Here is a 24,924-nt window from a genome sequence, read left to right as displayed (position 1 = left end):
AGATGGCATTTGACGGACTCTCGTGGTACCGCCTGAACCGGCCGGTCAGCGAGGAAGAGCAGGCTGCCCGCCTCGCAATCGGACGGCCTGCGTCTGACACGCCTAAGGATGAGCGTTCAGTATTCTCGATGAGTGATACTTGCCTAGAGGTCCGAGACGGAAACTATTCGGAGAAGGGCTGGGGGCTCTTTGCGTTTATGTTACCAGGGCTCGGTTCGTTGGCATTCACGGCGGCCCTTCTTTGGATGCTGACTCATGTACCTCCTATCTACGAGCAGCGGGGACAACTGGGGCTCATTTATGGAGTGCTTGCGTTTTTCTTGTTTGTCGCGCTCGGTTTCTCGGGAATTGGCATTTGGGCATTGACACGCGACTGTTTCAATTACACCTGCAAGCCAGTCCGGTTTAACCGGCGTGACCGGATGATTTACGCGTTCAAGCACAATGGTCCTGGCGGCGTTGTATCGGTACCCTGGGATAGCGCCTTCCTGTACGTCGAACGCAAGCCCAGAAGCGGCCCCACGCGCACGGCGCCGCGCGTGGTCCGTTGCCTGGTTCTTGACGAGAAGGGGATGGTCAAGGATACATTCTCGATGGGAACGCGAGTTGTCCTGTCGTCCGATGAGGGAAGTGTCGGGGGACAGGAGGTCATGAAAGTCCTCTACCAGGACTTCGAGTTCTACCGGCGATTTATGGAAGAAGGCCCCGCTTCGGTGCCGCCGGTGACCGAGTTCCTGCCGAAGGGAGCCTCCCTGCGCAATTCGCTGAGGTTGAATTTCGACGGCACCTCGGGCCTACTTAAGTCGGGCAATCCGATAGTGTGGCTGGTGGTGGCGGTCGGTGCACTTCCCGCATTCTCTCAATCCCTATTGCATTGGTTCGCCCAACTGACTTGCCGCGAACCGGTGTGGCCGGAGGATATCGAGCGGGCGTGCAATGCTGCAACGCCGTCCAACGGCCTTAGAGCATGAGTCGCCGGTTCATTCGTCAGGGCGATAAGACTGACCGCAATGGGGTTGTGATTGACGGTATCGCCGGGACCTCGTTTCAAGGTCAACCTTTCGCTTATCTGGGCGCCACAGTTCAGTGTCCCGCCTGTGGCACGACGGGCGTCATCATAAGCGACGGCTCACCACGGACAATGACGATGATGGGCAAGCAAGTCGCATTGGATAACGATTTGTGCCAATGCAAATGCGAACCGCTACCAAAGCTGGTTGCGTCGCAGACTTTGGGCTCGATAAAGACATAACGGCGCACTTAAGAACCCCACCTCTGCTTCGCTTACAGCTGTCGTCCAGTAGACGGTGTGTATTGGTCTGTCTGTCCGGAAAACGGCACGTGAGCGGTGCATAGGTACGACATACCTCGCGTGCTGGTTTAGCAGGCGAGCGCACGCCCGAGGCGTTTGTGCCTCACAAGACCGGGGCTTACCGCTCGAAATTCGTATTAGGGGAATTCGAATAGAATGTGTGTGATTCTTGTGGCCGGCGTCACCGATGATGCGCGCTGACCACTCAAGTATCCGTTCGATTTGCCGATACCTTGATGTGAAAGATTTCGAATTGGACAGCGGGAATAGGCAAACCGGGAACAAGCGACGTGGAACTGAGCCATCAAGGGCGCGGCCTACTGAAAAACCTCCGGCATCTCTTTGTCGGTAATCATGCTCGAGAAGAAGACGTAGTACCCACGAGCGAGTCTACTGCGAGCTATCTCGCGACTGCGTTCGTTGTCTGGCGATTCGAGCATGATGTCACGACGACCACGTCGAAAGGTAATGCCGCAATATCCGGCGGACACTTCGGCTATAACACCGTCGACTTCCAGAATCACTTGCGGGTACTGTGCGAGAAGGCAGTACGGAACCGTGACATTCGCGTTCCGTTCATGCAGCGCATCGATGTCGCAGGCGCGAATGGGCTCGAGTCCTCGGCAGTGGTCCAGCCGGTTCACGATTTCGGCTCATACTCGGTCTTCCGTCAATGCGGGAGTTGCAGTGGTAGCGGCAGAGTATCGTGTGGAGGCTGCTCGGGCAGGGGACGGAGCAGCTGTTCTAGCTGCGGAGGTGTTGGCTCGAAGAATAGAACGGTCACGCATACCCGGTGGAACGGCAGCCGTAACGAGACTTACACACAAACAGTTCGAGAAACTTGCGGCTTCTGTATTGGGAGTGGGCGTGTTGTTTGTGCGCGTTGCGGGGGTTCGGGTAAGCAGACATGCGGGGCATGCGCCGGACATGGATTCTTCACCGACATTGCTCGCGTTCGAGCGTTGTCACGCCCGGCATGGTACGTGCCGCCCCATCTGGGACTTGCGGCCGATTCGCTTGTTCGAACTCTCGAGCGAGGAGGGTCTACCGGTGCCCGAAGATTGGTCCCGTTCGAACTTGCTGGCACGGAATACAACGACAATGACAACTGGGTTGCGCGCTATGAAGGCACAGCCGACGTTGTCGAACTCAGCCTCAATGTTGTGCAGAAGCTGTACAAAGTAGCAGCTGTCGGCAGCAACATCGTCCCTATCGTGACGCCCCCGGTATTCGACCAACTGCTACGCGCCGAGTTGGAGCAGATTGCGTCCTTGAGCAATAGTAAGCGGGGGCGCTCAAAGGTCCGGCGACAAGCTAAGAAGCTTTTCTCATCACTATGTGAATTGCCGGTCCTCGACCGCGCGATGCGCGGGCTGGCGAAGCTCGACAAGCTGGCCCGAGCGAATCCCGAGCATGCGGTCACGCGCGCGGCGGAGGGTTTCATCACGAAGGAGGCAGCGGAGTCCATTGGCGGAGCATTTCTCCACGTGCTTGACAAGGTTTCGCCGCCAAATTCGCGGGCGGCTTGGGCCCTTGTTGCTGCCTTCCCTGCGGTAGCCGGTTTTATCCTTACAGCTAACAATTTCGCGAACTTTTCGATAGTGAATCCGTGGGGCGCTCTGCTGCCCCTGATATTCGCTGTCGTCGTTACAGTGCTAACCATGATATTGGTATCGCCAGCGGGCTGGATGCTCAGTTCCGCGACAAGCTCGCTTCTGCGACACAAGATACCAATCGAATACCGCCAGCGCGGGCGCAATTGGGCGCCATTGAAAGGAGCGTGCCTGTTCTCAGCTGTTTCGGCCTTTGGTGGGGCGCTGTATGGTGCAGCTAGTACGATGCACTGGATGCCCACGGTGCGTGAAGCAGCGACTCCGGCGATTGCATATGTAATGACGCATACCGCTACCGATTCGCAAGCGCATGTTCTTCTCGCAAAATTCGCGACCTCGGCCCCCGTGGCGCCTGCAACACTGAGCGAAGTCGAGGTCCGTCGCGCGGTCCAACGCCAATTGATTACCCGTGGATATCTGCGTGGGCAAGCGGATGGAAACATTGGGCCTCGCACGGTCGCTGCAATAGCGCGCTACGAGAGGCATGAGCATCTGAGTTCGGCAACGTCGATGCAGGACCTCATGGTGTACATGGAGCAGCACTAGCCGGCATCGACATGGCGCCAGGAAAAGCACATCCTGGCCTGAAATCCTCAATAGTGCCTTGCTCTTGAAACCTAGCATTTTGTGCGCATTGGCACGCAGTGCATCATTTTGGGAAGCCTCGGAATGAAGCAGAAAGAGACGGAATGCAAGCTTCGCGGCCCGGCTGTTTGGCCTACGAGGAAGGAAGAGCCGCGAAGAAGCGAAACGATTCATTTCGACCATGTTTCGCGCGAAACCGGTCGAAACACCTCGATAGGAACACGACGACGATGCAGCAGGCTACCTATAAAGGTTACGTGCTATGGGGCCACGCCATCGAGCAGCAAGAGGAGGTTCTAGCGCCCGAGCGGTATGCGGCGAGCGGAACGACTACTCGGGAGCGGAAATTCGTAGATGCCTTGGGAATTCTTGGCGTCTTCGATACCGAGGAAGAAGCGCAAGAAGCCGGTCTGTCCTGGGCACGCGCTTGGGTCGACCCGCACGGATAGCGTGGGCCAACTGCACACAACCAAATCCAGCGGTTTTGGCGCACGCATCGTGGCCTTCCGGCAAATGCTCACGGCGGTAGGACAGAGGTGAGCGAACGATAAATTCCTTCCGCCATTTTTCTCACGGCACCACGCGAAGCGTTCATCAAGATGTTCGTGGTCGAAAAGAACGGCAAGAAAGGCTCGGAGAGCGTAGTCCTTACTTCACCATCTACTAATTTGTGCTCGAGCGCTGCGCCGAACCAGTTCTCGGGCAGTGGTTGAAGCGCATTCGGATTGCGAATCAGGACGGTTCCTTGCCGCCAGGTCTCAGCGGGCCACTCATCATCGCCTACCTCGTAGACAAATGGCCGGGGAGCGGCCGCGTTGGGGTCGTGCCGGTAGCAGGAGCCCCATCGAAGCATCCGAACACCCTTCGCCACGAACGCGCCTTGATGACCCATGCGGTTGAACTTGGGGATGGTTCCCGTGTTGCAAAACAAAACGGCCGATATGTGCTCCGCATCGGGCTGCCGGAAAAAGCCAGACGGTATGCGCTTGTCGCCATGCTGGTGCTCTTCGAGTTGATGGCCTTCGATGACAAGATTTCCTTCTTCGTCGTGCCGCCAAGTTTGACCGAGACCGTACAGGTATCGCACCAAAGGTACGTCGGAGGTCGCCAGCGCGCCGGCCGTGTGGAAATCCTGAATGGCCAAAATCAGTGGCTTGTTCGCGACCTGAGGAAGCTCCCAATATTTCTTCTTGAGCTTCGAGAAGAGCGGGCTTCCCAGTCGGATGGGAGTCGTGTGCTCAAGACTCTCAGTGGCCTGTTGGAGCGTCTTAAAGTCGGGGACTGCTTCATACGGCCGGATGGCGCCGTTCCCCTGCGGATTCGCGGTCACTGCCTCGACGGCCGCAGTCACGCCATCCTTGGTGATGAGGAAATCGGGGCGGTCGAAGCTCCTGTCCAACTCGTGGCCAGCGTCCTTTAGCATCACCGAAAGGAAGAACTCGAAGGTGCGGGCATCCAGGCCGAAGGTCTGAAACTGCTCGACGAAGTTGCCGTCAGGGTCGGAGAACTCTTCCTGAAGCTGTCTGATGAGTTGACGTGCCGGAGCGTAGCCGGGTGCATCCCGCAATGACAGAAACTGCGGATGCAGCTCGCTATCAGGCTTGCCCAAGTCGGCGAACAAGTCAATGGACATCTAAATTGGCTCCCACTATCGCGCCTCGGCGCCACGCCGGCGCAAGTTTGCGCCATTGCTCCCCGGCACCGGCACCGCCGCTCAGTATGGCTACATGGCACCGTTGTGTCGCATCGGGCTAATGAACTTCTCGGGCAACTCGATAAGGTGAAAGTGGCTGCCTTCTGTCACGCGGTCGAAAACTGCAACGCTTTCATCGAATGAGGCGGCGAGAATGCTCTGCAACTGCTTCAGTCCGCTCATGAGGTTCACAAGCGCCTTCTGGCTCGTCTCGCTCATCGAATGCTGACCCGGCTCATCGAACATCAACACGCTTGGGTGATTCCCTGCATAGTCCCGTGTCGCCGACGTTTGATAAACCGCGAGCAGGAATGCCCAGATAAGCCGGACAAAGTCACTCGCCGATGATTCGGACTTCACGTTGCGCTTCAGAACTTCACGCAGCGTGATGTCACCCAGTGCCGGAAGCAAGGTCCCTGCATTGATTTGGACTTCCGGGATGTCGGCGCTCGTGTAGTTGAATGCCGATGCGTTTGCGCGAAAGTTCTTTTCGAGAACCGAAATCTTGATGCGGTCTCTCTTGCTGTATAGGTCGCTTGGGAACTTCGCACGCTCTTCCTCAGCGCCGACAAGCTTGTCCACGAGCTCTTCAGCACGCTCAAGAAAGGTCGACAGCCGGGACTCCGCACTCTGCATCGAGCGGATGTCGTGCTCGAGAGTTATCTGCTTTCTGACGTCGGCTTCGAGTGTTGCGTCCGATTGCGAGATGTTCTTCCTAAGATTTACGACGTAGGCTCGCTGCTGCGCTATCTCCCTCTCCAACGCGGCGATGTGGCCGGCGGATTGCTCGCCCATATTCTCCAGACCAGCAATCTGCCCCTTGAGCATGCGCAGCTGAGCTTCGAGGTAATCGATGTTGTGCTGCAAATCCATTGGTGTCACGCCGTCCGTATGAGGGAGCAGAGTGTTCTCGATGTTGGCGCCGCAAGTGGGGCACTTTCCTTCGGCAGATTGAAGCTGGAGACTGGCGCCCAAGTCGTGCAGCTTCCGGGTCGTCTTGTTTTTGCGAAGGTCGGACTCCGCCTGTTGGAGGAGCTGCCGAAACTCGACCAAGGTGTTCTGTCGCAGGCGGGTTTCGCTAGATAGCGTCTCATATCGCGCCATGAGCATGTCCAGCTTGGCGGTCTGCTCATTCAACAGGTCGATAACATCCGGGGTCGCCGAGGCCGGGCCGATTTTGCGGCGGCGCTCGATTACGTGCCACTGCTCCGTCTTATTCGACACAGCTTGCGATACAGCAACGTCTTCCGATTCGATTCTCACCCAGAGAGTCGCGTGGCCGGGTTCAAACGACCTGTGGAGCGTCTTGGGAATGCCTTGAGCCGTTACGCCCACCATGCGCAGAGCAGCCTGCAGCTCAGCGAGATTGTCCGTCCATCGAGCCTGCAGTTGATTGAGGAGCTGCTCGTTGAGCGCTCGCTCTTCCTCGAGCTTGAAGTTGTCGAGGCCCAAGAGGTACTGAACAACTCGAGTCGGCGCACCCAGGATTTGGTAGAACGGGATGTTCGCTATGTAGTCGGTCCAGCCGCGTTTCTGTTCGATGAACAACGCGGCGGCCACGACTTGCGGATAGAGCCGGGTGAGACCGCCCACCGAGGATTGCACGCGAGGCAACTGCATGCCAAGGAAGGTCTCGAGGTAGCGCAGAAACCCGCGCTCGTACTGCGCGGCGCCCGGGTCGTGCAGGAAGAGCGGCGTGGGCTCGCCGACAACATCATCGGGCTTCGTGATCAGAGCGCCGTCAAATGCTTCGACGAGTCTGGTCTGTTTGCTTTCGTTCCGGATAGGGCGCCGGAACGTGACGACTTTCCCCGAGTCATTTTCGACCTCTACCAGGACTGCGGACTGGCTGATGACTCGCGTCTTGCCGTCGAACTGAAAGCTGTCGCGCACGGCCGATGTCAGGGCGCGCTCACCTTTTACGCCAACCAGTTCTTCAAACCCGAGACCGTACATCAAGGTGTTCACCAGGGTACTTTTCCCCGATGAGTTACGACCTTTGATGATGTTTAGGCCTTGCTTGAACGGTGTACGAAAGCCGAAGGTCTCACCGTCGCTGATGATTCGAATTTCAATTCCACGGATGAGCATACTAGACCCACTTCTCCACGATACTGTCGACCATTTTTTCGGTAATAGACGTCTTGAGGCCGCGCAGGAAGGCGGCGTCATCGTCGTAAAGCTGTTCGTCCAAAGCCCGCTGGCAGAATGAACTGCCCTTGTCCGTCAGCACCACCGTCTTGGCGGTCGCGTCGATGAGCCCATCTGCTGCGGCCAAAGTCATCGCCGTCTGTACGGTCGGGTCGAGGCCCCAAGCTGGAAAATCGATTTCCTGGCTCTTGGCGGCACGAATGAGCTTTTCCCTTCGAGCGTCGTCTTTCAAGACCCAGTTGAACAACTGCAGCCTGACGAGGCTGGACTTGCGCCCGCGCGACGCGAGCAACAGGACGAGCAGAAGCTGCGTAATCTTGAAGAGCGGTCGATGGTCAGGAAGTACGGATGACGGGCGAACGTTGAACTCGAGGGTTGCCATTATTGGACCGGCTCCGAGAAGTCGAGCTGGCATACGGCGAGCCAGCGCGCGACGACGAGGTCTGCAAGGGTGCGCGTTTCGCTGAAGCCGACAACACCTCCGAGCTCTTTCTCCAGTCGGGTGCCAAGTTCAGCTCTGACCGATTCCACCAGCTCGTTGGGCTCGCCGGTCCAGAAATACTTGAGTTCCTGCATCTCGTCAGCGTAGAGGCCAATGACGCGAATGACTTGTGCAAAGGCCTGAGGTGACGTCCGCTCAATCGTGGCGAGGTGGTGGTCGCAGCGTAAGAATTTGCCTTGGACAAGCTTGTTGAATTCCGACAGCTCGGCTTCAAACGTCGGGCTGGCCTGCCGCGATTTGAGGCGCATACGGTTCTTTCGAGCGATGAGCTTGTCGTACTCTTCGGGAGCTTCCGGCAGGGCAATCGACTTGTCTACCGCCGGGCCAAGCTGCAAAGCAGTCCCCGCGTTGCGCCGGCATTGCTCGAACTCGCTGGAGTAGTAGTCGGCGTCCAGAAGCGAGATGTTGAAGTCTTCGGTGAGGATGGTGAGCTCCCATTTGCGGGCATCCTTTTCCTTCTTCCGGGCGTGCTTGTGGAGCTCGTTGTCGTTTATCGTCGGCGTCACAAACAGCCAGTTGCGAATCCTCGTGGAGCCGATGCGGTCGGCTATCTGTTGCGCATAGGATTTGAGCTTGCCAACGTCGCGCGTAATCTTGTCGCGGATGTTGTCGTAGAGCTCTTCCTGCGTGTAGTGCCGTTCTGGACAGTAGCATTGGAACGCAAGACCGTCCGTCGTCCAACCTTCGATTCCAAAGTCACCAGGCGAAGCTGGCATGTGCTGATATGACGGTCCGTATTTCAATTTGAACGCCGACTGGCACAAGCGCTCCCAGCTCGTGCCATCGAAAGTCCCGAAATCGGTTTGTATCACGAAGCCCCCAATCTACATGTATCGTCCAGATACGACTGTTCTCGTGCGGTCTGCTTGACCGTGGAACCGGGCTTATTGAGACGTTCTTGGAGAACCCCGATTCTGTTCACTCATCGTACACTGGCGCAGGCAAGTCTGACCTTTCGGGCGATTATGTGTGCGCTTAATCGAAAAATCTACCTGTTAGTGCAGTTTGCTTCAGTGGTATTCGCGCGCCCGCAACAATGGCAAGCGTGCCGCGTGCTCACTGTCGGTGCTCCGCGCGAAGATTCAGCGCACGTGAGTCAGGTGGTTGCGCTGCCCGATTCTGGCGGCGGTGGGCTCGCTGCTGTAGCCGTGGACCAGACGGATGGAGCTGACTGACGACTTTGGACGTATTGGTCATCTTCCCAAATGCGGTTTCGTAGTGTTTTCAATGAGTTTTCCCCATGCTGATGCACTTGCGCGGGCGGGAGCCCCCAACGCTCTCGGACCGTGGCCGCGAGCTTCCACGCCCCCTCGCCCAGCCGCGCGCAGCCGAGAGTTATGTCGTCGCACGTGCCGAAGGGGGCACCGAATTCGGAACTGTTCCGGATGTGGTCCACGGTTCCGAGCCTCTCCGACCATCAAGCTTGCGGCGGGCTGCTTCCACAATGTCGGAAGAGAATTGCTCCTGATGTCGCAGCACAACTGCCTCGAAGGTGTAGTCGCCCAATCCAAGAGAACGCAAAAGCTCAAAGCTCTCGCTACCGGGCTGCATCACGATGTACGCGATAGCACCAAGCTCGCCTCGATTCGTGATGGCCTTGCGAGTATTGCCCGCGCGTAGGCGTCTACCGTGCTTCACGAAAAGAGCCTCTTCCTGCGCGTAGACGACGCTCCAGACATCGCGAAGCAATGCTGAGTCGAGACTCATGGCGTTCACCTGCACTTCAACCGACCGTTGACGTGCCGCAGGCACGAGATGCGGGTATTTATCGTGGACGTTTTTCGCAAACTGCGTACAGTCATCGCGAGATTTCAGAAATGACATGCGTTTGCGGTCCTCAGGACTAAGGTTCTCAAAGCTGTTCATCTGACTATCTCCTCGCGGTTACCAGTTGATTGCGACCGACTCGGCGCCGCGACGCTTTAGCTCGGCGACGATTTCCTCTACAGGGGCATCCTTCAGGCGCACATCGTCCGGCGACGTGATTGACTCTGCCGCTTCGGGGTCGGTCGGGAACAGTGCCGCATTGAGCTTCTCCCATGTGGCGAAACTTGGCAGGGTGGCATCTGCGCTATCCGCGTTTTCATATCGAGAGGGCATCACCGCATGAATGCCAGCACGTCGTGCGAGCTCACGATACGAAAAACGCATATTTTCCCTCGCTGCTTTCAACGCAGACCGGAAGCTCGGGTCGGTAACCGGTGGAAGCTGTTTCGTCGTCATCACTACCTCCATACACAGGGAGCCGTTAATGTATCTCAATCTGGGCATAGTGCATACTTTTAGCTGCGATGTGAATCTTTTATGAAACTTTTGTCACCCTGATGGGTGGCGACCTGCAAACGGACCAGCCCGAAGGCACTGCGATTGGGTGACGCTCAGGCGCGGAGGCGACTTCCGCATTCGGCCCATAACGGCAGTCGGATTCGTCGGGAAGCTTATCTGCAGGCGGTAGTAGGAGCAGGCAATAGGTCGGCGACTGCCATACACAAGGCCGTCACCATGCGGCGGGCTCGGGCTCCAACGCGCGATTCCTATTGAAGGGGATGATGAGAGGACTTCTGAGGGGGACCGCTTATTTGGCGGATAGCTATAAGCCGGAGACTACAGGACGTACAGCAGTGGGAGCGGGAACGAGGGACTAGGGCCGAAGCCCCAGTCCGCCCATTTGGCGAATTCATTCGCTGACACTTTTCCGGAGATTTCCCCTTCGAAAGCAGGCGTTTCAGTGTCGACGGATTAGAAGTGTTTACGTTGCAAAATCAACTGCTTGGATGCGTGTAACGGCTTCTTCGGCGAGATTTCGGCGTTGTGTAACGACTTCTAATCCATCTTGCCAACGAAAAAAACCGCACGGCCACCCTCACTCCACCGTCACCGACTTGGCAAGATTCCTCGGCTTATCGATATCCGTCCCGCGCGCCAACGCCGCGTGATAGGCCAGCAACTGCATCGGCACCGTATGCAGGATTGGCGAAAGCGGCCCGTAGTACTCGTTAAGCCGAATCACCTCGATTCCCTCACTCGGCACCAACCCGCAGTCCACATCCGCGAACACGAAAAGCCTGCCGTTGCGCGCGCTGACCTCGTGCATGTTCGACCGGAGCTTTTCCAGAAGCACGTCATTCGGCGCCACGGCAATGACGGGCATTTCGTTACTGACCAACGCCAGCGGCCCATGCTTCAACTCCCCTGCGGGATAAGCCTCCGCGTGGATATACGAAATCTCCTTCATCTTCAGCGCGCCTTCGAGCGCGATCGGATAGTGCATCCCGCGTCCGAGAAACAGCATGTTGTCGCGTCGCGCGAGCAGCTCCGACCAGCCCATGATCTGCGGCTCCAGCGCGAGCACCTTCGACATCGCATCGGGCAGATGCCGCAGCGCACGCAGATGCGCCTTCTCGTCGTCATCGCTCAACCGCCCGTGCACCTGCGCCAGTGACAAAGTCAGCAAGAACAGCGCCACGAGCTGCGTCGTAAAGGCCTTTGTCGAAGCCACCCCGATCTCGATCCCCGCGCGCGTGACGAACTGCAGCACGCATTCGCGCATCAGCGCACTCGTCGCGACGTTGCAGATCGCGAGCGTATGCGTCATCCCGCGCTGCTTCGCGACATGCACGGCGCCGAGCACGTCGGCCGTCTCGCCGCTCTGCGACACCGCGACGACCAGCGTGCGCGGATTCGGCACGCTGTCGCGATAGCGAAACTCGCTCGCGATCTCGACGCTCGCCGGCAGCTTCGCGATGCTCTCGATCCAGTATTTCGCGGTCAGCGCCGCGTGATAACTGCCGCCGCACGCGAGCAGCAACACCGAGTCGATGTCGTTGAACACGCGCCACGCGCCGTCGCCGAACAGCTCGGGCATGATCGACCCGACATCGAGCAACGTATCGGCCACCGCCTGCGGCTGCTCGAAGATTTCCTTCTGCATGTAATAGCGATACGAGCCGAGGTCCGCCGCGCCGCTGTGCGCGGCCACCCGCTGCACCGCGCGCTCGACGCGCTGGCCGGCCGCATCGACGATCCAGTAGCGATGCAGCTGAATATCGGCGACATCGCCATTCTCGAGGTAAGCGATGCGATCGGTGATGCCCGACAACGCGATCGCATCCGACGCCAGGAAATTCTCGCCATCGCCGACACCGACGACGAGCGGCATCCCGTCGCGCGCGCCGACGATCCGGTGCGGTTCGTCGCGGCACATCACCGCGATCGCATAGCTGCCGCGCAGCCGCGCGACCGCGCGGCGCACCGCGTCGAACAGGTCGCCGTCGTACAGGTGGTCGATCAGGTGCGCGATCGCTTCGCTGTCGGTCTGGCTCGCGAACACGTAACCGTGCGTCTGCAATTCCGCGCGCAGTTGATCGCAGTTCTCGATGATGCCGTTGTGCGACAGCGCGATGCGCGCGTTGTCGTCGCTCGGCGAGAAGTGCGGATGCGCGTTGAGCGTGACGGGCGCGCCATGCGTTGCCCAGCGCGTATGCGCGATGCCGGTGTAGCCGGACAGCGCGTGCGCGGCGATCTCGCGCTGCAGGTTGGCGACGCGGTCGACGCTGCGCGCCCGTGCCAGCGCACGGTCGCGATAGACCACGACGCCGCACGAGTCGTAGCCGCGGTATTCGAGCCGCTTCAGCCCGTCGACGAGGTTCGGCAGGATGTCCCGCTGGGCCACCGCCCCGACAATTCCACACATATCGCGCTCCGTAAATGTCCTGTCTGGACCCGTGACAGCGATGGTAGAAGCGGTCGAGTGGAATTAAATTTCAAAATACACAAGAAAATGAAGCAGACGAGACGTCGGCTATCATGTTGAAATTAAATTTCACGAACCTGACCGGAAGGAGCCGCCGATGGCTGGCATCACGCTCGACGATCTCGACCTGCGCATTCTCGCGATCCTGCAGGACGACGCATCGGTGTCGAACCTGCAACTCGCCGAGCGCGCGCTGTCGTCGCCGCCGACGTGCATGCGCCGCGTGCGGCGGCTGACGGAAGCGGGCGTGATCCGCCGCCAGGTTGCGGTGCTTGACCCGGTCGCGATCGGCACGGCCGTCACGGCGTTGATCGAGATCAGCCTCGACCGGCAGACGGCGGAAGACTACGACGCGTTCGAGGCCTACGTGTGCGCGGAGCCGGCGGTCACGCAGTGCTATCGCGTGTCACCGGGGCCGGATTTCGTGGTGGTGGCCGATCTGGCCGACGTCGCCGAATACGACGCGTTCGCGCGGCGGCTGTTCACCGGCGCATCGAATATCCGCAACGTGCGGACGTTCTTCTCGACGCATCGCGCGAAGTTCGAGGCGAACGCGCGGGTCACGCATGCGATGCGCAAGCGCGGCGACGCCTAGACCGCACGACACACGTCGAACGGCACACGCGCGGTATCAGAACGCGAACGTCTGCTGCATCGGATGGTGCTCGCCGCGCGCGAACCCGGCGCCTTCGAGCGACAACAATGCGCGTTTCCGATCGATGCCGCCTGCATAACCGGTCAGGCTGCCCGACGCGCCGATCACGCGATGGCACGGCACCATGATCGATACCGGGTTGCGGCCGACCGCGCCGCCGACGGCGCGCGCGGCACTCATCGGCAGCCCGACGCGTTCGGTGATGTCGCCGTACGACACGAGCTTGCCGAACGGAATCGCGAGCAGTTCCTTCCACACGCTGCGCTGAAACGCGGTGCCGCGCAGATGAATGGGCACCGAGAAGGTTTCGCGCGTGCCGGCGAAATATTCGGCGACTTCTTCGGCAACCTTGCGCGCGAGCGGCGACGCGTTGCGTACGTCCGCATCCGGTGCGATCCCGAGCGATGGATAGTATTTCTGGCCGACGAAGAAGAGGCCCGTCAGGGCATCGTCTTCGATACGGATGGCGATGTCGCCCAGCGGGCTCGGAATCAGATGAGCGGGAGTCATCGCGAAGCTTCTCCATGAAGGCGCCACACATGCAGTGCGGCATACGCGCGCCATGGCGCCCAGCGCACCGCTTGCGGCGCCGATGATGCGATGCTGCGCGGACGCTCGGTGGCGGCGGCGCGCGGCGCAAGCCACGCGTCGTCTGCGGGGAACGCGTTCGGCCAGGCCATCGCACGCATCGCGACATACTGCACCGCGCGTTCGTCGAAGCCGGGCAGCGCGCGCAACGCAGCGAGCGTCGCATCGAGCGGCGCCATCGGTTCGAGCGCGAGCGTGCCGTCGGCGACTGCACGTGCGAGCGACACGATCGCCCGCGCCGCATCACGCGTCGCGCCGATTGCTTCGAGCGCCGCCGGCGGCACCCTCGCCAGCGTCGCGGCGGAAGGCAACGCATGCGTGAGCCCCGGCGGTGCGTGGTCCACCGGCGTGCCGAAGCGTTCGGCCACACGCGCCAGCACGGCGCCTGCCTGCATCGCAGCCAATCGTTCGCCCGCGATCGCACGAATCGCGATCTCGAGCCCGTCGAACGCGCCGGGCACGCGCAGGCCGGGCGAGCCGTCCGCGAGTTCGCCCAGATGCGCGTCGATCACGTCGGGGCGGCTGTCGAGATCGAACAGCCGCCGCACGCGCGCGAGCACGGCCGGGACGACGGGCGTCAGCGCGGGCGACACGGTCACCGCGAGCGCGAACCGCTGCGGCACGTGCGTGACGGACAGCCAGCCTGTCACCTGAGCGTCGCCGTGCCCGTTCGGCAGGGCGACGACGCGGGCATAGCCGTGCGCATCGATACGCTCGACGCCGTCGACCTGCCGCTGCGCGAGGAAGCGCATCAATTCGGCCCAAGCGAACGGCGGCCGGTATGGTAGCGGGAAGGTCATGTCGCCGCTGGCGGATGCGCCGGCGCCCTTGCGCAGGCGCAGCGGATTGAGACCGTAGCGCTGGCGGAACAAATCGTTGAAGCGTCGTACGCTGCCGAACCCGGCAGTCGAGGCAACCACGGCCACCGGCAGCGCGGTGTCGGTCAGGAGGCGCTTGGCCATCAGCAGACGGTGCGTCTGCGCGAATTCGACCGGCGACACGCCGAACTGCGCGGCGAAGATTCGGCGCAGATGGCGCTCGGTCACGCCGACTCGCCGCGCGAGCGCATCGACGGAATGCGCGTTCAGGAAACCGTCCTCGATCAGCGAGGCGGCTGCGTCGGCGAGATTGCCGGACAGGTCGAGCAGCCCGTGGCCCGGTGCGAGCTCGGGGCGGCACCGCATGCACGGCCGAAAGCCGGCTTTCTCCGCGGCGGCGGCGGTCGGGTAATAACTGCAGTTCCGCGCCTTCGGTGGTTTCACCGGGCAAACGGGGCGGCAATACACGCCAGTCGTCGACACACCGACGAAGAACCAGCCGTCGAAGCGGCGGTTCCGCGAAAGCAGGGCGTCGTAGCAGGTGTCTGGATCGAGGTGCATGAGACGACTGTAAACCATCCGTGCTGCCGATTCCGGCTGGAATCGGACATGTGTATCGACGCGCCGGCTCGCGTCATGGCCCCCTTTCGCACACGGGGAATTCCCGAAAAAACGGTTAATGCCACTTTGCGAAACAGTCGTCTTTTTTGCGCGGCCGGATTTGAGATGACTCATCGAAATCCCCGACTGACACGGTACCGGGCCAAGCCCTATCCTTTGAAAAACGTTTTCCAGAACTCGACGGACGAGCGGCCGTGCCACGCAAGGGGCGGGCCGCCGTCCGGTCCGGCGCCCGTCGCCGGTCACGGACAGACAACATCCAGCGGCGCGACGGGCGCGGCCGCGCATCGGAGACACTCATGCAATCTGCCGTCGTCGGCGCGGTGCGCGCGGCCGCCAGCCGCTACCGCTGGACCGTCTGTGCGCTGCTGTTCTTCGCGACCGTCATCAACTACATGGATCGACAGATCCTCGGCCTGCTCGCGCCGATGCTTCAGCACGACATCGGCTGGAGCCAGGTGCAGTACGGCCGCATCGTGATGGCGTTTTCCGCGTTCTACGCGATCGGCCTGCTCGGCTTCGGGCGCATCGTCGACTGGCTCGGCACGCGCATCTCGTATGCGGTCGCGATGCTGGTGTGGAGCATCGCGGCGATGCTGCACGCGGCGGTCGGTTCGGTGATGGGCTTCGCGGCCGTGCGCGCGCTGCTCGGGATCGGCGAGGGCGGCAACTTCCCGGCCGCGATCAAGACGACGGCCGAATGGTTTCCGCGTCGCGAGCGCGCGCTTGCCACCGGTATCTTCAACTCGGGCGCGAACATCGGCGCGGTGTTCGCGCCGGCGATCATCCCGGCGATCGCGGTGGCTTACGGATGGCGCGCGGCATTCGTGATCATCGGCGCGATCGGCATCGTGTGGCTCGCGGTCTGGCTGGTGATGTATCGCACGGCCGACACGCGCGCGCTCGCCGCGGAATACGACGAGCCGCGCGACGAAGCCGAAGCGCTCGACGCGGCGAACGCGGATGCCGGTGCGCCGCGCTGGGGCGAACTGATCCGCAAGCGCGAGACGTGGGCGTTCCTGATCGGCAAGTTCCTGACCGACCCCGTGTGGTGGTTCTACCTGTTCTGGCTGCCGAAGTGGCTCAACGAGTCGCGCGGGATGGACATGCAGCACATCGGCCTGCCGCTCGTGTGCATCTATGCGCTGACGACGGTCGGCAGCATCGGCGGTGGCTGGCTGTCGTCGATGCTGTTGCGCGCGGGCTGGAGCGTGAACGGCGCGCGCAAGACGGCGATGCTGATCTGCGCCTGCTGCGTGCTGCCGATCGCGTTCGTGTCGCAGGTGCAGAGCCTGTGGGGCGCGGTGCTGATCGTCGGCCTCGCGGCCGCCGCGCACCAGGGCTGGTCGGCGAACCTGTTCACGACGGCGTCCGACCTGTTCCCGCGCCGCGCGGTCGCGTCGGTTGTCGGCATCGGCGGGATGGCCGGTTCGATCGGCGGCGTGCTGTTCTCGGAAGTGATCGGCCAGGTGCTGCAACGCACGGGCCACTACTGGGTGCTGTTCGCGATCGGCGCGCTGGCCTACCTGCTCGCGCTGGCGGTCATGCACGTGCTCACGCCGAAGATGAAGCCAGCGAAGCTCGACGCTTGATCGCGTGCCGGCAAACGAACGCGCCGCCCGGAGGCGGCGCGTTTTTATTTGAGATGCACAGCGACGAAGTGACGACGAAGAGGCGGCAGGCGGCGGATGCGACTGCGCAATTCAACCGGCCGCGGCCGTCGACGCACGCATGATCAGTCGCGGCTCGAACGTCGAATAGCTGGCGTCGGTGCGCCCGGCGAGCGCGTCGATCAGTTTCTGCATCGCGAGCTCGCCCATGTTCTCGCTCTGGATGTCGATGGTGGTGAGCGCGGGTGCCGCGTATTCGCCGTACGGCACGTTGTCGACGCCGGCGACGGACACGTCCTGCGGCAGCCGGAACCCGAGCGACGCGGCTTCCTTCATGAAGCCGAGCGCGATCAGGTCGTTGTAGCAGATCACGGCTTGCGGACGGTTCGGGCCGAGCATCACGCGCGAGCATGCGCGCTCGCCGGCTTCGGCGGTCGGCGCATGCGCATCGTGCACGTCGAGCGTGAGCCCCGCTTCGGCGAGACAGTCGCGCGCGCCCTGGATCCGTTCGTCGTTGACGCGCGCGGGGCCGAAACCGAGGTACGCGATGCGCGTATGGCCGAGATTGAGCAGGTGGCGCGCGAGCATGTAGGTCGCGAGCCGGTTGTCGATGCCGACGCTCGGAATCGGCAGGCCGGGGCTGCGCCTGAGCAGCACGAGCGGCTTGTGCAGGTCGAGCATCCAGCCGGCCTGGTCGTCGGGCATCCGCGTGCTGACGATCAGCCCGTCGACGCGCTGCGCGAGCGCCTCGATCAGCGAGCGTTCGCGCGCCTGGTTCTCTTCGGTATCGACGAGCAGCAGCGTGTAGTCGTGCTGGAGCGCGACGCGGTTCGCGCCCTTGACGACGTTCGTGAAGTGCGGGTTGCTGATGTCGAGGATCACGAGGCCGATGGTGCGCGTGCGCCCGGTGATCATCGAGCGCGCGAGCGGGTTCGAACGGTAGCCGAGCCGCTCGATCGCTTCCTTCAGCCGCGCTTCGACGGTTGGCGAAAAGCGTTGCGTGCCGTTTACGTACTTGGATACCGTCGCGACCGACACACCGGCTTCCGCCGCCACGTCGCGGATCGTCGGGGAAACTTTTTTCATCGGAAGGGTAACGTTTTCGTTCGCTTGCACCGGATTGTGGCAGAAAAAGCCGGCGTCCGGCCACCGACCGATATCGGGAAAGTGCGGATAGCTGCGGGCAGATTCGACCATTGACGTTCGGCTTTTGTCCCGCGTATAGTTGGAAAACGTTTTCCGATTCCGTCGGATTCGGACGACGTCCAGGACACTTCAGAACAGATTCAAGGAGATTCGATGAACGCCACATCCACCGGCGCACGCAAGCCGTTCGGGCGCCTGCTGCTGACCGGCGCGGCCGGCAACCTTGGCCGTCAGGTGCGCGGCGCGCTGGCGAGCTGGGCCGACATCGTGCGCGTGAGCGACATTGCCGCGCTGGACGACGCGGCCCCGCACGAGGAAATCCGGGTCGTCGATCTGGCGGACCGGCCGGCGGTGATGGCGCTCGTCGACGGTGTCGACGCGATCGTCCACCTCGGCGGCATTTCGGTCGACGCGCCGTTCGACGATCTCGTCGATGCGAACATCACCGGCACGTACAACCTGTACGAAGCCGCGCGCAAGCATGGTGTGAAGCGCGTCGTGTTCGCGAGCTCGAACCATGCGATCGGTTTTCATCCGGTCACGGAAGTGCTCGACGCCGATTCGCCGCTGCGCCCCGACAGCCTGTATGGCGTGACGAAGTGCTTCGGCGAATCGCTGTCGCGCTACTACTTCGATCGCTTCGGGATCGAGACGGTGTGCCTGCGGATCGGTTCGTCGTTCGAAGTGCCGAAGAATCCGCGCATGCTCGTGACGTTCCTCAGCTATCGCGACTTCATCGAGCTGGTGCGCTGTTCGCTGCTGACGAACCGCGTCGGCCATGCGATCGTGTACGGCGCGTCGGACAACCCGGTGAAATGGTGGGACAACACGAAGGCCGGCTTCCTCGGCTTCCGCCCGCGCGACAGCTCCGAGCAGTTCGCCGGGTTGTTCCCGGTGACGGCGCCGACCGCCGACTACGACGATCCCGCGCAGCGGTTCCAGGGCGGCGGGTTCGTCGTGGGCGAGCCGATGGAGCGCAACGCGAAGTAAGGATCGCAGGCGCCGCCGGCGTCGCGGATCAGCGCAGGATGTCCGTCGCCTTGTGCCGTTCGTCCACGCCGTCGATCAGGATCAACGGGCCGCTCGCGTGCCGCGCGCGCAGCGGCTGGATCTGCCGGTAAGCATCCGATTCGTACCACGTGCGCGCTGTATCGAGATCGGGAAACGCGATCGCGATCAGGTCGCCGCGCCACACGCCTTCGCGCACGTCGGGCCGCGCGCCGTGAATCACGAAATGACCGTCGAACGGCGCGAGCGTGCCGTCGATGCGTTCGAGGTATTCGACGATGTCGTCGCACATTTCAACGTCGTGCAGGTGGGCGATGGCGTAGGCGGTCATGGCGGGCTCCGTGGCGTCGACGCGATGCGTCGATCGGTGAAGCCATGATCGGCGCGCGGGCGGCGCGCGTCGATTACCTGCGACGTAAGCACATTCATGTGGCCGTGCGCGATGCCGGCCGCGCGTGGGCCGCGCATACTGCATACCGCGTGTCGCGTGTCGCGTGTCGCGTGTCGCGTGTCGCGTGTCGCGTGTCGCGTGTCGCGTGTCGCGTGCCGCACACCGCGTGCGGCACGTCACGGACATCGGGCGCGCGACGCACTCACGCGTGCTTGCGGATCGGCCGCGGGTGCGGCACAGGTTCCGGCTCCGACTCGGCGGCTTCCTTGCACAGCTTGTCGAGCATGCGTTGCGCGGCGCCCGCGCAGTCCTCGCCGGCGGGCTTGTTCGCGATCTCGTCGATCAGCGCCTGCAGGTTGCGCCGGTTCTGCGCGAGCCGCTGTTCGAGCAGCGCGATTTCGTCGACCTTGTTCCGCAACGCCTGCAGCAGTTCGTCGCGCGGCCACGCGCCGAGATCGGGCGGCAGCACCGCGCGGATCTCGTCGAGCGCGAAGCCCGCGCGCTGCGCGCGGTCGATGATCGCGAGCCGCGTCAGCGCTTCCGGCCCGTATTCCCGATAGCCGTTCGCCTGCCGGCGCGCCGGCTCGAGCAAGCCGCTCGCTTCGTAGAACCGGATGCGCGATGCCGCGATGCCGCTGGTTCGCGCCAGTTCGCCGATCTTCATCTTTGTGCTCCAGGGGGGGGGGCTTGACCTTGAAGCTGACTTTAAAGTTATGGTTGGGCATCGTCAATCGAGGATGTTCACCATGAACCTGTTTGCGCCCCTCACACTGCCCAATGGCGCGGTGATCCCGAACCGGCTCGCCAAGGCCGCGATGGAAGAGAACATGGCCGATGCGGACCACGCGCCGTCCGACGCGTTGCTGCGCCTGTACCAGGCGTGGGCGGACGGCCGGGCGGGCCTGATCCTGACCGGCAACGTGATGGTGGACGGCCGCGCGATGACGGGGCCGAACGGCGTCGTGCTCGACAGCGACGCGCATCTCGACCGCTTTCGGCGGTGGGCGCAGGTCGCGCGCTCCGGCGGCGCGCACGTGTGGATGCAGATCAACCATCCGGGGCGCCAGATGCAGGCGGCGCTCGGCCAGACGACGCTCGCGCCGTCGGCCGTGCCGCTCGCGCTCGGCGCACTGTCGAAGCAGTTCCCGGTGCCGAAGGAGATGACGGAAGCCGACATCGTCGACGTGCGGCAGCGCTTCGTGCGCGCCGCGCAGCTCGCCGAGCAAAGCGGCTTCACCGGCGTGCAGATCCATGCGGCGCATGGTTATCTGCTGAGCCAGTTCCTGTCGCCGCTGACGAACCGCCGGCAGGACGCGTGGGGCGGCAGCATCGAGCACCGCGCGCGGCTGCTGCTCGACATCGTGCGCGACGTGCGCGCGACGGTGTCGCCGGCGTTCGTCGTGTCGGTCAAGCTGAATTCGGCCGACTTCCAGCGCGGCGGCTTCAGCGCGGACGATGCGAAGCGCGTCGTCGAACTGTTGAATCCGCTCGGCGTCGATCTCGTCGAGCTGTCGGGCGGCAGCTACGAAGTGCCGGCGATGCAGGGCGAGGCGCGCGACGGGCGCACGCTGGCCCGCGAAGCGTATTTCCTCGAATTCGCACGGGACATCACGGCCGTCGCGGCCATGCCGCTGATGGTCACGGGCGGAATCCGGCGCCGCGCGGTGGCCGAGCAGGTGGTCGCCAGCGGCGTGGCGATGGTCGGCATCGCGACCGCGCTGTCGATCGAGCCGAACCTGCCGCGCGACTGGCAGGCCGGCAAGGACAGCGCGCCGGCGCTGCAGCCGATCCGCTGGAAGAACAAGGCACTGGGTGCGCTGGCCAACATGGCCGTCGTGAAGTTCCAGCTCGCGAGGTTGAGTGTCGGGCGGCGCACGCACCCGGGCGTGTCGCCGCTGCGCGCGCTGGTGGCGCAGCAACTCGCCGCGCAGTGCCAGACGCGGCGTTACCGCAAGTGGATGGCCGGGCGGGCGGCGCGCTAGCCGCGAAGGCGCCGCGTTGGACTGCCCGATGCCCGCTCACACCGGATACGCATCGTCGACCTTCAGGTTCGCGAGCCGGAACAGCGTGCGCAGCGTCTGCGGATGAATGTCGCGGTGCGCGGCGAGCGACGTCAGCATGAAGTCGAGGACCTTCGCGTAGCGCAGCAGCACGAGGCAGCGCGCGAGATCCGCGTTGCCGCCGCGCATGCCTTCGGCGAAGTGGACCATCTGGGTCGACAGCGTGCGTGCCATCTCGAGTTCCATCTGCTGTTTTTCCGTCCACTCGGGCTGCGGCTGGTCGAGCAGTTTCGCGAGAAAGATCTGGAACGACGTATCGGATGAGTTGGGCAGCGCATCCATGAAGAGCCTCGTAACTTGCGTGGATCGTTCGGGCGTGTCCGATGGAGGGTCCCGATCCGGGTTCATGTCCGCGCCGATCGGTGGCGCGACTGTCATCCGACGGGAATGCACGTTCCGTACCAGCCCCGCGATCCAAGTGTTGAGCAATGTTGACGCCGGGCGCGGCAGCGGTCGTCGCGTCCCGCCGATACTGGCTTGCACGGAAAATCGAGAAGGGAATCCATACGCTGCGCGCGAGCGCGAGCGGCAGCGCGACAGGGGCCGGATGAATGAAATGCTTCAGCGATGTAACGTAACGCCGGGCTGAAACCGGCCGTGTGTTTCGGTCGACGAATCGGGGAATGTCGTGTCTCGCGCGTGCCGGTGCCGCTCCCGGCGTCGGCACGAGGTCGGGACGCTCTCGCGCGGCGAGCCGCGGCGTCACCCGCCTCACGATGAAAGCGCACGATGGATGCGCCGGATGTTTCATATCCGAGACGTCTCGTTCGCGGCCCGCCGGATGCATGCGCAACCTGTGGACGCGCGGCGCCCAACTGGCCCAGCGAATAACCGGACAACTGTCCATGGGCAGCCGCGTCGTGTTTGCGAACAATCATCGCATCATCTCCGCGAGGTTCGACATGAGCGCCCACGCCTTCTTCTCGGCGAATCTGCTGCTGGCCTACACGGCCTATTTCGTCGGTACGGTCAGCCCCGGCCCGAGCAATCTCGCGATCATGTCGGTCGCCGCGAACCACGGCCGCAAGGCGGCGCTCGCGTTCGCGCTCGGCGTCATCTCGGGCTCGATGTTCTGGGCGGCGGTGGCCGCGCTGGGCGTGTCGGCCGCGCTGCTCGCCTGGTCGCAGTTGCTGGTCGCGATCAAGCTGTTCGGCGGCGTGTACCTGCTGTGGCTCGCGTTCAAGTCGGGCCGCACCGCGTGGTCGGCCAAGGCGGCCGCCACGCCGAAGGCGACGGCCGATCGGAAGCTGTCGCGCTTCTACGCACGCGGCGCGATGCTGCATCTGACGAATCCGAAAGCGATCCTGGTGTGGGTGTCGATCGTCGCGCTGTCGTCGAACGGCGCGGGCGCGTCGCACGGCGCCGTCGTGCCGGGCTGCATCGCGATTGGATGCCTGGTGTTCGGCGGCTATGCGCTGGTGTTCTCGACGGACGGTGCACGCCGGCTGTACGTGCGCGGACGCCGCGCGATGGAAGCGTGTCTTGCCGTGGTGTTCGGCGTGGCGGGGATCCGGTTGCTGGCGTCGAACGTGTGAACGGACAACCCGCACGCGTCCAGCCAGACGAACGATCCGCCGCGCGAACACGCGGCGGATCGGCTTCGGCGCTTCAGATTCAGAAAATGAAGCCCGTGTTGATGAACTTCGAGTAGTGATCCGACACGATCGAATCGAGCAGCTGCTTGCTGCCGTCGGTCTGCTTCGCCGCGACCATCGAGCGGATCGAGAACGCACGCAGCGCGTCGGTCACCGACAGCGTGCCTTCCGCCGAATCCTTGCGCCCCGCGAACGGGAACACGTCCGGCCCGCGCTGGCACTGGCAGTTGATGTTCACGCGGCACACCTGGTTGACGAGCGGATCGACGAGCGCGCCGATCTGCGCCGGATCGGAACCGAAGATGCTGACCTGCTGGCCGTGCTCCGACGTCGTCACGTAGTCGAGCGCGGTTTCCACGTCGTCGAACGGCGCGACCGGAATGATCGGCCCGAACTGTTCCTCGCGATACAGCTTCATCCCTTCGGACACCGGATACACGACGGCCGGGTAGAACAGCGTCTTGCTGAATTCGCCGCCCGAATGGTTGACGACCTGCGCGCCCCTGGCCTTCGCGTCGTCGATCGCGTCGGTCATGTACGCGGTGCGATGCATGCCCGGCAGCGGCGTGATGCTGACGCCTTTTTCCCACGGCATGCCGATCTTCAGCTGCTCGAGCGCGGCGGTGAAGCGCTTCAGGAATTCGTCGACGATCGAACGATGCACGAGCAGCATCTTCAGCGCGGTACAGCGCTGGCCATTGAACGACAGCGCGCCGAGCAGGCACTCCTTCACGGTGAGATCGAGATCGGCGTCGGGCAGCACGATCGCCGCGTTCTTCGCATCGAGGCCGAGGATCGCGCGCAGGCGGTGCGACTTCGGATGCTGCTTCTTCAGGTGATCGGCGACCTTGCTCGAGCCGATCAGCGCGAGCACGTTGATCTTGCCCGACGCGAGCATGTGCGGCACGACCACCGCGCCCGGCGCGTAGATCGTATTGATCACGCCTTTCGGGAACGCGTCGCGGAACGCCTCGAGCAGCGGCTCGAACAGCAGCGTGCCGTACTGCGGCGGCTTGAACACCACGGTGTTGCCCATCAGCAGCGCGGGGATCAGCGTCGCGAAGGTCTCGTTCAGCGGATAGTTGTACGGCCCCATGCACAGCACGACGCCGAGCGGCGTGCGGCGGATCTGGCCGATCGTGCCTTCCGCGATCACGAAGCGCGAGTTCGCGTTGTCGAGCTCCTTCAGCGCGTCGATCGTCTGCGTCATGTACGTGACGGTGCGGTCGAACTCCTTCTGCGAATCGGCGAGGCTCTTGCCGATCTCCCACATGATCAGGTTCACGACCAGCTCGCGCTGCGCGACCATCCGCTTGATGAAGTCCTGCATGCACGCGATGCGCTGCTCGACCTTCATCGTCGGCCACTCGCCGCGGCCCGAGTCGTACGCGCGCACCGCGGCGTCGAGCGCCGCATCGCTTTCCGTCTCGCTCATCACCGGATAACTGCCGATCTCCGTCTGCGCGACGCTGCCGTCCGGCTGGCGCACGCACACGGGCGACAGCACGGTCTTGGTCGCGCCGTCCCACGGGCGCAACTCGCCGTCGACCAGCGACACGCGCTGGTGGATCGGCGCGGCGAGCCGGAACTCGGCGGGGATGTCTTGATAGGCGGGAAACAGCTGCTGCAGGGAGGCGGAATCGGGCATGACGGTCTCGTTTGACGGGGTGTCCGGGAAGGACGGGCGATGCGGAATCCTGAGCTGAACGATCCTCGAACCTGAATCGGCATCATGACGCGCGGACGAAGCGGCGTCACGCGGCGGCATGGCCGAAACGCGGACTGGAACCAGTTCCATTTAAAAGGAACGCCGAACCGATTGC

24 protein-coding genes are annotated in these 24,924 nt (G+C 62.8%); 9 read left to right on the top strand and 15 right to left on the bottom strand.

All coding sequences use genetic code 11. The annotated features are described in order from the left end of the window. The first annotated feature begins 2 nt into the window (after positions 1-2). Entirely contained in the window at positions 3-971 is a 969-nt protein-coding gene (locus ACT2FV_RS09065; RefSeq protein WP_444503692.1) for a hypothetical protein, read from the top strand. Beyond that, complete coding sequence (locus ACT2FV_RS09060; protein WP_444503691.1) at positions 968-1,252, top strand: PAAR domain-containing protein; 285 nt, start codon at positions 968-970, stop codon at positions 1,250-1,252. The genes ACT2FV_RS09065 and ACT2FV_RS09060 overlap by 4 nt, the downstream gene beginning before the upstream one ends. Positions 1,253-1,629: 377 nt before the next feature. Here ACT2FV_RS09060 and ACT2FV_RS09055 read toward each other — a convergent pair whose 3' ends face one another. After that, positions 1,630-1,956: a hypothetical protein gene (locus ACT2FV_RS09055; protein ID WP_444503690.1), complete on the bottom strand. Its 327-nt coding sequence runs from the start codon at positions 1,954-1,956 to the stop codon at positions 1,630-1,632. A gap of 417 nt (positions 1,957-2,373) precedes the next feature. On the opposite strand from ACT2FV_RS09055, the gene ACT2FV_RS09050 reads away from it, so the two are divergent. Both ACT2FV_RS09050 and ACT2FV_RS09045 read left to right on the top strand, forming a co-directional pair. Further along, the gene (locus ACT2FV_RS09050) at positions 2,374-3,471 is read left to right on the top strand and encodes a peptidoglycan-binding domain-containing protein (protein ID WP_444503689.1); all 1,098 of its coding nucleotides are present in this window, start codon (positions 2,374-2,376) and stop codon (positions 3,469-3,471) included. A gap of 269 nt (positions 3,472-3,740) precedes the next feature. Next, a complete protein-coding gene (locus ACT2FV_RS09045) occupies positions 3,741-3,959 on the top strand; it encodes a hypothetical protein (protein WP_444503688.1) in 219 nt (72 codons plus the stop codon). Positions 3,960-4,027: 68 nt separating this feature from the next. Here ACT2FV_RS09045 and ACT2FV_RS09040 read toward each other — a convergent pair whose 3' ends face one another. From ACT2FV_RS09040 to glmS, 7 genes are all read right to left on the bottom strand, one after another. After that, on the bottom strand, positions 4,028-5,143 hold the full coding sequence (locus ACT2FV_RS09040) for a hypothetical protein (RefSeq protein ID WP_444503687.1): 1,116 nt from the start codon (positions 5,141-5,143) through the stop codon (positions 4,028-4,030). A 90-nt stretch (positions 5,144-5,233) separates the two neighbouring features. Further along, positions 5,234-7,294 carry an AAA family ATPase gene (locus tag ACT2FV_RS09035; RefSeq protein ID WP_444503686.1) on the bottom strand — a complete coding sequence of 687 codons (2,061 nt, stop codon included), beginning with the start codon at positions 7,292-7,294 and terminating at the stop codon, positions 5,234-5,236. Position 7,295: 1 nt separating this feature from the next. Further along, complete coding sequence (locus ACT2FV_RS09030; protein WP_444503685.1) at positions 7,296-7,736, bottom strand: hypothetical protein; 441 nt, start codon at positions 7,734-7,736, stop codon at positions 7,296-7,298. Continuing rightward, the gene (locus tag ACT2FV_RS09025; RefSeq protein ID WP_444503684.1) at positions 7,736-8,668 is read right to left on the bottom strand and encodes a hypothetical protein; all 933 of its coding nucleotides are present in this window, start codon (positions 8,666-8,668) and stop codon (positions 7,736-7,738) included. The genes ACT2FV_RS09030 and ACT2FV_RS09025 overlap by 1 nt, the downstream gene beginning before the upstream one ends. Before the next feature lie 523 nt (positions 8,669-9,191). After that, complete coding sequence (locus tag ACT2FV_RS09020; protein ID WP_444503683.1) at positions 9,192-9,722, bottom strand: hypothetical protein; 531 nt, start codon at positions 9,720-9,722, stop codon at positions 9,192-9,194. Between the two features lie 18 nt (positions 9,723-9,740). Beyond that, a complete protein-coding gene (locus ACT2FV_RS09015; RefSeq protein WP_444503682.1) occupies positions 9,741-10,079 on the bottom strand; it encodes a helix-turn-helix domain-containing protein in 339 nt (112 codons plus the stop codon). Positions 10,080-10,719: 640 nt separating this feature from the next. Continuing rightward, positions 10,720-12,549, bottom strand: a complete 1,830-nt coding sequence (glmS, locus tag ACT2FV_RS09010) for a glutamine--fructose-6-phosphate transaminase (isomerizing) (protein WP_444503681.1) — start codon at positions 12,547-12,549, stop codon at positions 10,720-10,722. A 157-nt stretch (positions 12,550-12,706) separates the two neighbouring features. On the opposite strand from glmS, the gene ACT2FV_RS09005 reads away from it, so the two are divergent. After that, positions 12,707-13,204, top strand: coding sequence for an Lrp/AsnC family transcriptional regulator (locus tag ACT2FV_RS09005; RefSeq protein WP_124620658.1), 498 nt, complete (start codon positions 12,707-12,709; stop codon positions 13,202-13,204). 36 nt (positions 13,205-13,240) lie between these two features. Here the strand turns inward: ACT2FV_RS09005 and ACT2FV_RS09000 are convergent, their stop codons facing one another. Further along, positions 13,241-13,774, bottom strand: coding sequence for a methylated-DNA--[protein]-cysteine S-methyltransferase (locus ACT2FV_RS09000; protein WP_444503680.1), 534 nt, complete (start codon positions 13,772-13,774; stop codon positions 13,241-13,243). Then, entirely contained in the window at positions 13,771-15,249 is a 1,479-nt protein-coding gene (locus ACT2FV_RS08995) for a DNA-3-methyladenine glycosylase 2 family protein (protein WP_444503679.1), read from the bottom strand. Before ACT2FV_RS08995 ends, ACT2FV_RS09000 begins: the two co-directional genes overlap by 4 nt. A 341-nt stretch (positions 15,250-15,590) precedes the next feature. Between ACT2FV_RS08995 and ACT2FV_RS08990 the strand changes: the two genes are divergently transcribed. Further along, entirely contained in the window at positions 15,591-16,883 is a 1,293-nt protein-coding gene (locus tag ACT2FV_RS08990) for an MFS transporter (protein WP_151048263.1), read from the top strand. Positions 16,884-16,994: 111 nt separating this feature from the next. On the opposite strand, the gene ACT2FV_RS08985 is transcribed toward ACT2FV_RS08990, so the two are convergent. Then, on the bottom strand, positions 16,995-18,098 hold the full coding sequence (locus ACT2FV_RS08985) for a LacI family DNA-binding transcriptional regulator (protein ID WP_444503678.1): 1,104 nt from the start codon (positions 18,096-18,098) through the stop codon (positions 16,995-16,997). Positions 18,099-18,200: 102 nt separating this feature from the next. On the opposite strand from ACT2FV_RS08985, the gene ACT2FV_RS08980 reads away from it, so the two are divergent. Continuing rightward, positions 18,201-19,037 carry an NAD-dependent epimerase/dehydratase family protein gene (locus ACT2FV_RS08980; protein WP_059681075.1) on the top strand — a complete coding sequence of 279 codons (837 nt, stop codon included), beginning with the start codon at positions 18,201-18,203 and terminating at the stop codon, positions 19,035-19,037. A 28-nt stretch (positions 19,038-19,065) separates the two neighbouring features. Here ACT2FV_RS08980 and ACT2FV_RS08975 read toward each other — a convergent pair whose 3' ends face one another. Both ACT2FV_RS08975 and ACT2FV_RS08970 read right to left on the bottom strand, forming a co-directional pair. Beyond that, complete coding sequence (locus ACT2FV_RS08975; protein WP_444503677.1) at positions 19,066-19,386, bottom strand: DUF1330 domain-containing protein; 321 nt, start codon at positions 19,384-19,386, stop codon at positions 19,066-19,068. Between the two features lie 262 nt (positions 19,387-19,648). Continuing rightward, a complete protein-coding gene (locus ACT2FV_RS08970) occupies positions 19,649-20,110 on the bottom strand; it encodes a MerR family transcriptional regulator (protein ID WP_151048259.1) in 462 nt (153 codons plus the stop codon). An 82-nt stretch (positions 20,111-20,192) separates the two neighbouring features. Between ACT2FV_RS08970 and ACT2FV_RS08965 the strand changes: the two genes are divergently transcribed. After that, positions 20,193-21,428, top strand: coding sequence for an NADH:flavin oxidoreductase/NADH oxidase family protein (locus ACT2FV_RS08965; protein ID WP_151048257.1), 1,236 nt, complete (start codon positions 20,193-20,195; stop codon positions 21,426-21,428). Positions 21,429-21,464: 36 nt separating this feature from the next. On the opposite strand, the gene ACT2FV_RS08960 is transcribed toward ACT2FV_RS08965, so the two are convergent. Further along, positions 21,465-21,788: a hypothetical protein gene (locus ACT2FV_RS08960; RefSeq protein ID WP_059601050.1), complete on the bottom strand. Its 324-nt coding sequence runs from the start codon at positions 21,786-21,788 to the stop codon at positions 21,465-21,467. Between the two features lie 620 nt (positions 21,789-22,408). On the opposite strand from ACT2FV_RS08960, the gene ACT2FV_RS08955 reads away from it, so the two are divergent. Beyond that, positions 22,409-23,041, top strand: a complete 633-nt coding sequence (locus ACT2FV_RS08955) for a LysE family translocator (protein ID WP_151048255.1) — start codon at positions 22,409-22,411, stop codon at positions 23,039-23,041. Positions 23,042-23,120: 79 nt separating this feature from the next. On the opposite strand, the gene ACT2FV_RS08950 is transcribed toward ACT2FV_RS08955, so the two are convergent. Further along, a complete protein-coding gene (locus ACT2FV_RS08950) occupies positions 23,121-24,749 on the bottom strand; it encodes an NADP-dependent glyceraldehyde-3-phosphate dehydrogenase (protein ID WP_444503676.1) in 1,629 nt (542 codons plus the stop codon). Between the last annotated feature and the right edge of the window lie 175 nt (positions 24,750-24,924).

It is taken from the genome of Burkholderia sp. PR2, assembly GCF_052372875.1.
GTDB lineage: Bacteria > Pseudomonadota > Gammaproteobacteria > Burkholderiales > Burkholderiaceae > Burkholderia > Burkholderia diffusa.
The sequence above is the reverse complement of the archived record's forward strand: the minus strand, read 5'-3'. Positions and strand labels throughout refer to the sequence as shown.

What these genes read in the sequence shown, in the direction of transcription:
- ACT2FV_RS09000 (WP_444503680.1), bottom strand. Translation starts at nt 13,774, where the DNA reads ATGACTCCCGCTCATCTGATTCCGAGCCCGCTGGGCGACATCGCCATC.
- ACT2FV_RS09030 (WP_444503685.1), bottom strand. Translation starts at nt 7,736, where the DNA reads ATGGCAACCCTCGAGTTCAACGTTCGCCCGTCATCCGTACTTCCTGAC.
- ACT2FV_RS08960 (WP_059601050.1), bottom strand. Translation starts at nt 21,788, where the DNA reads ATGGATGCGCTGCCCAACTCATCCGATACGTCGTTCCAGATCTTTCTC.
- ACT2FV_RS09015 (WP_444503682.1), bottom strand. Translation starts at nt 10,079, where the DNA reads ATGACGACGAAACAGCTTCCACCGGTTACCGACCCGAGCTTCCGGTCT.
- ACT2FV_RS09035 (WP_444503686.1), bottom strand. Translation starts at nt 7,294, where the DNA reads ATGCTCATCCGTGGAATTGAAATTCGAATCATCAGCGACGGTGAGACC.
- ACT2FV_RS09005 (WP_124620658.1), top strand. Translation starts at nt 12,707, where the DNA reads ATGGCTGGCATCACGCTCGACGATCTCGACCTGCGCATTCTCGCGATC.
- ACT2FV_RS09065 (WP_444503692.1), top strand. Translation starts at nt 3, where the DNA reads ATGGCATTTGACGGACTCTCGTGGTACCGCCTGAACCGGCCGGTCAGC.
- ACT2FV_RS08990 (WP_151048263.1), top strand. Translation starts at nt 15,591, where the DNA reads ATGCAATCTGCCGTCGTCGGCGCGGTGCGCGCGGCCGCCAGCCGCTAC.
- ACT2FV_RS08965 (WP_151048257.1), top strand. Translation starts at nt 20,193, where the DNA reads ATGAACCTGTTTGCGCCCCTCACACTGCCCAATGGCGCGGTGATCCCG.
- ACT2FV_RS08970 (WP_151048259.1), bottom strand. Translation starts at nt 20,110, where the DNA reads ATGAAGATCGGCGAACTGGCGCGAACCAGCGGCATCGCGGCATCGCGC.
- ACT2FV_RS08995 (WP_444503679.1), bottom strand. Translation starts at nt 15,249, where the DNA reads ATGGTTTACAGTCGTCTCATGCACCTCGATCCAGACACCTGCTACGAC.
- ACT2FV_RS09040 (WP_444503687.1), bottom strand. Translation starts at nt 5,143, where the DNA reads ATGTCCATTGACTTGTTCGCCGACTTGGGCAAGCCTGATAGCGAGCTG.
- ACT2FV_RS08975 (WP_444503677.1), bottom strand. Translation starts at nt 19,386, where the DNA reads ATGACCGCCTACGCCATCGCCCACCTGCACGACGTTGAAATGTGCGAC.
- ACT2FV_RS08955 (WP_151048255.1), top strand. Translation starts at nt 22,409, where the DNA reads ATGAGCGCCCACGCCTTCTTCTCGGCGAATCTGCTGCTGGCCTACACG.
- glmS (WP_444503681.1), bottom strand. Translation starts at nt 12,549, where the DNA reads ATGTGTGGAATTGTCGGGGCGGTGGCCCAGCGGGACATCCTGCCGAAC.
- ACT2FV_RS08985 (WP_444503678.1), bottom strand. Translation starts at nt 18,098, where the DNA reads ATGGTCGAATCTGCCCGCAGCTATCCGCACTTTCCCGATATCGGTCGG.
- ACT2FV_RS09060 (WP_444503691.1), top strand. Translation starts at nt 968, where the DNA reads ATGAGTCGCCGGTTCATTCGTCAGGGCGATAAGACTGACCGCAATGGG.
- ACT2FV_RS09020 (WP_444503683.1), bottom strand. Translation starts at nt 9,722, where the DNA reads ATGAACAGCTTTGAGAACCTTAGTCCTGAGGACCGCAAACGCATGTCA.
- ACT2FV_RS09045 (WP_444503688.1), top strand. Translation starts at nt 3,741, where the DNA reads ATGCAGCAGGCTACCTATAAAGGTTACGTGCTATGGGGCCACGCCATC.
- ACT2FV_RS08950 (WP_444503676.1), bottom strand. Translation starts at nt 24,749, where the DNA reads ATGCCCGATTCCGCCTCCCTGCAGCAGCTGTTTCCCGCCTATCAAGAC.
- ACT2FV_RS08980 (WP_059681075.1), top strand. Translation starts at nt 18,201, where the DNA reads ATGAACGCCACATCCACCGGCGCACGCAAGCCGTTCGGGCGCCTGCTG.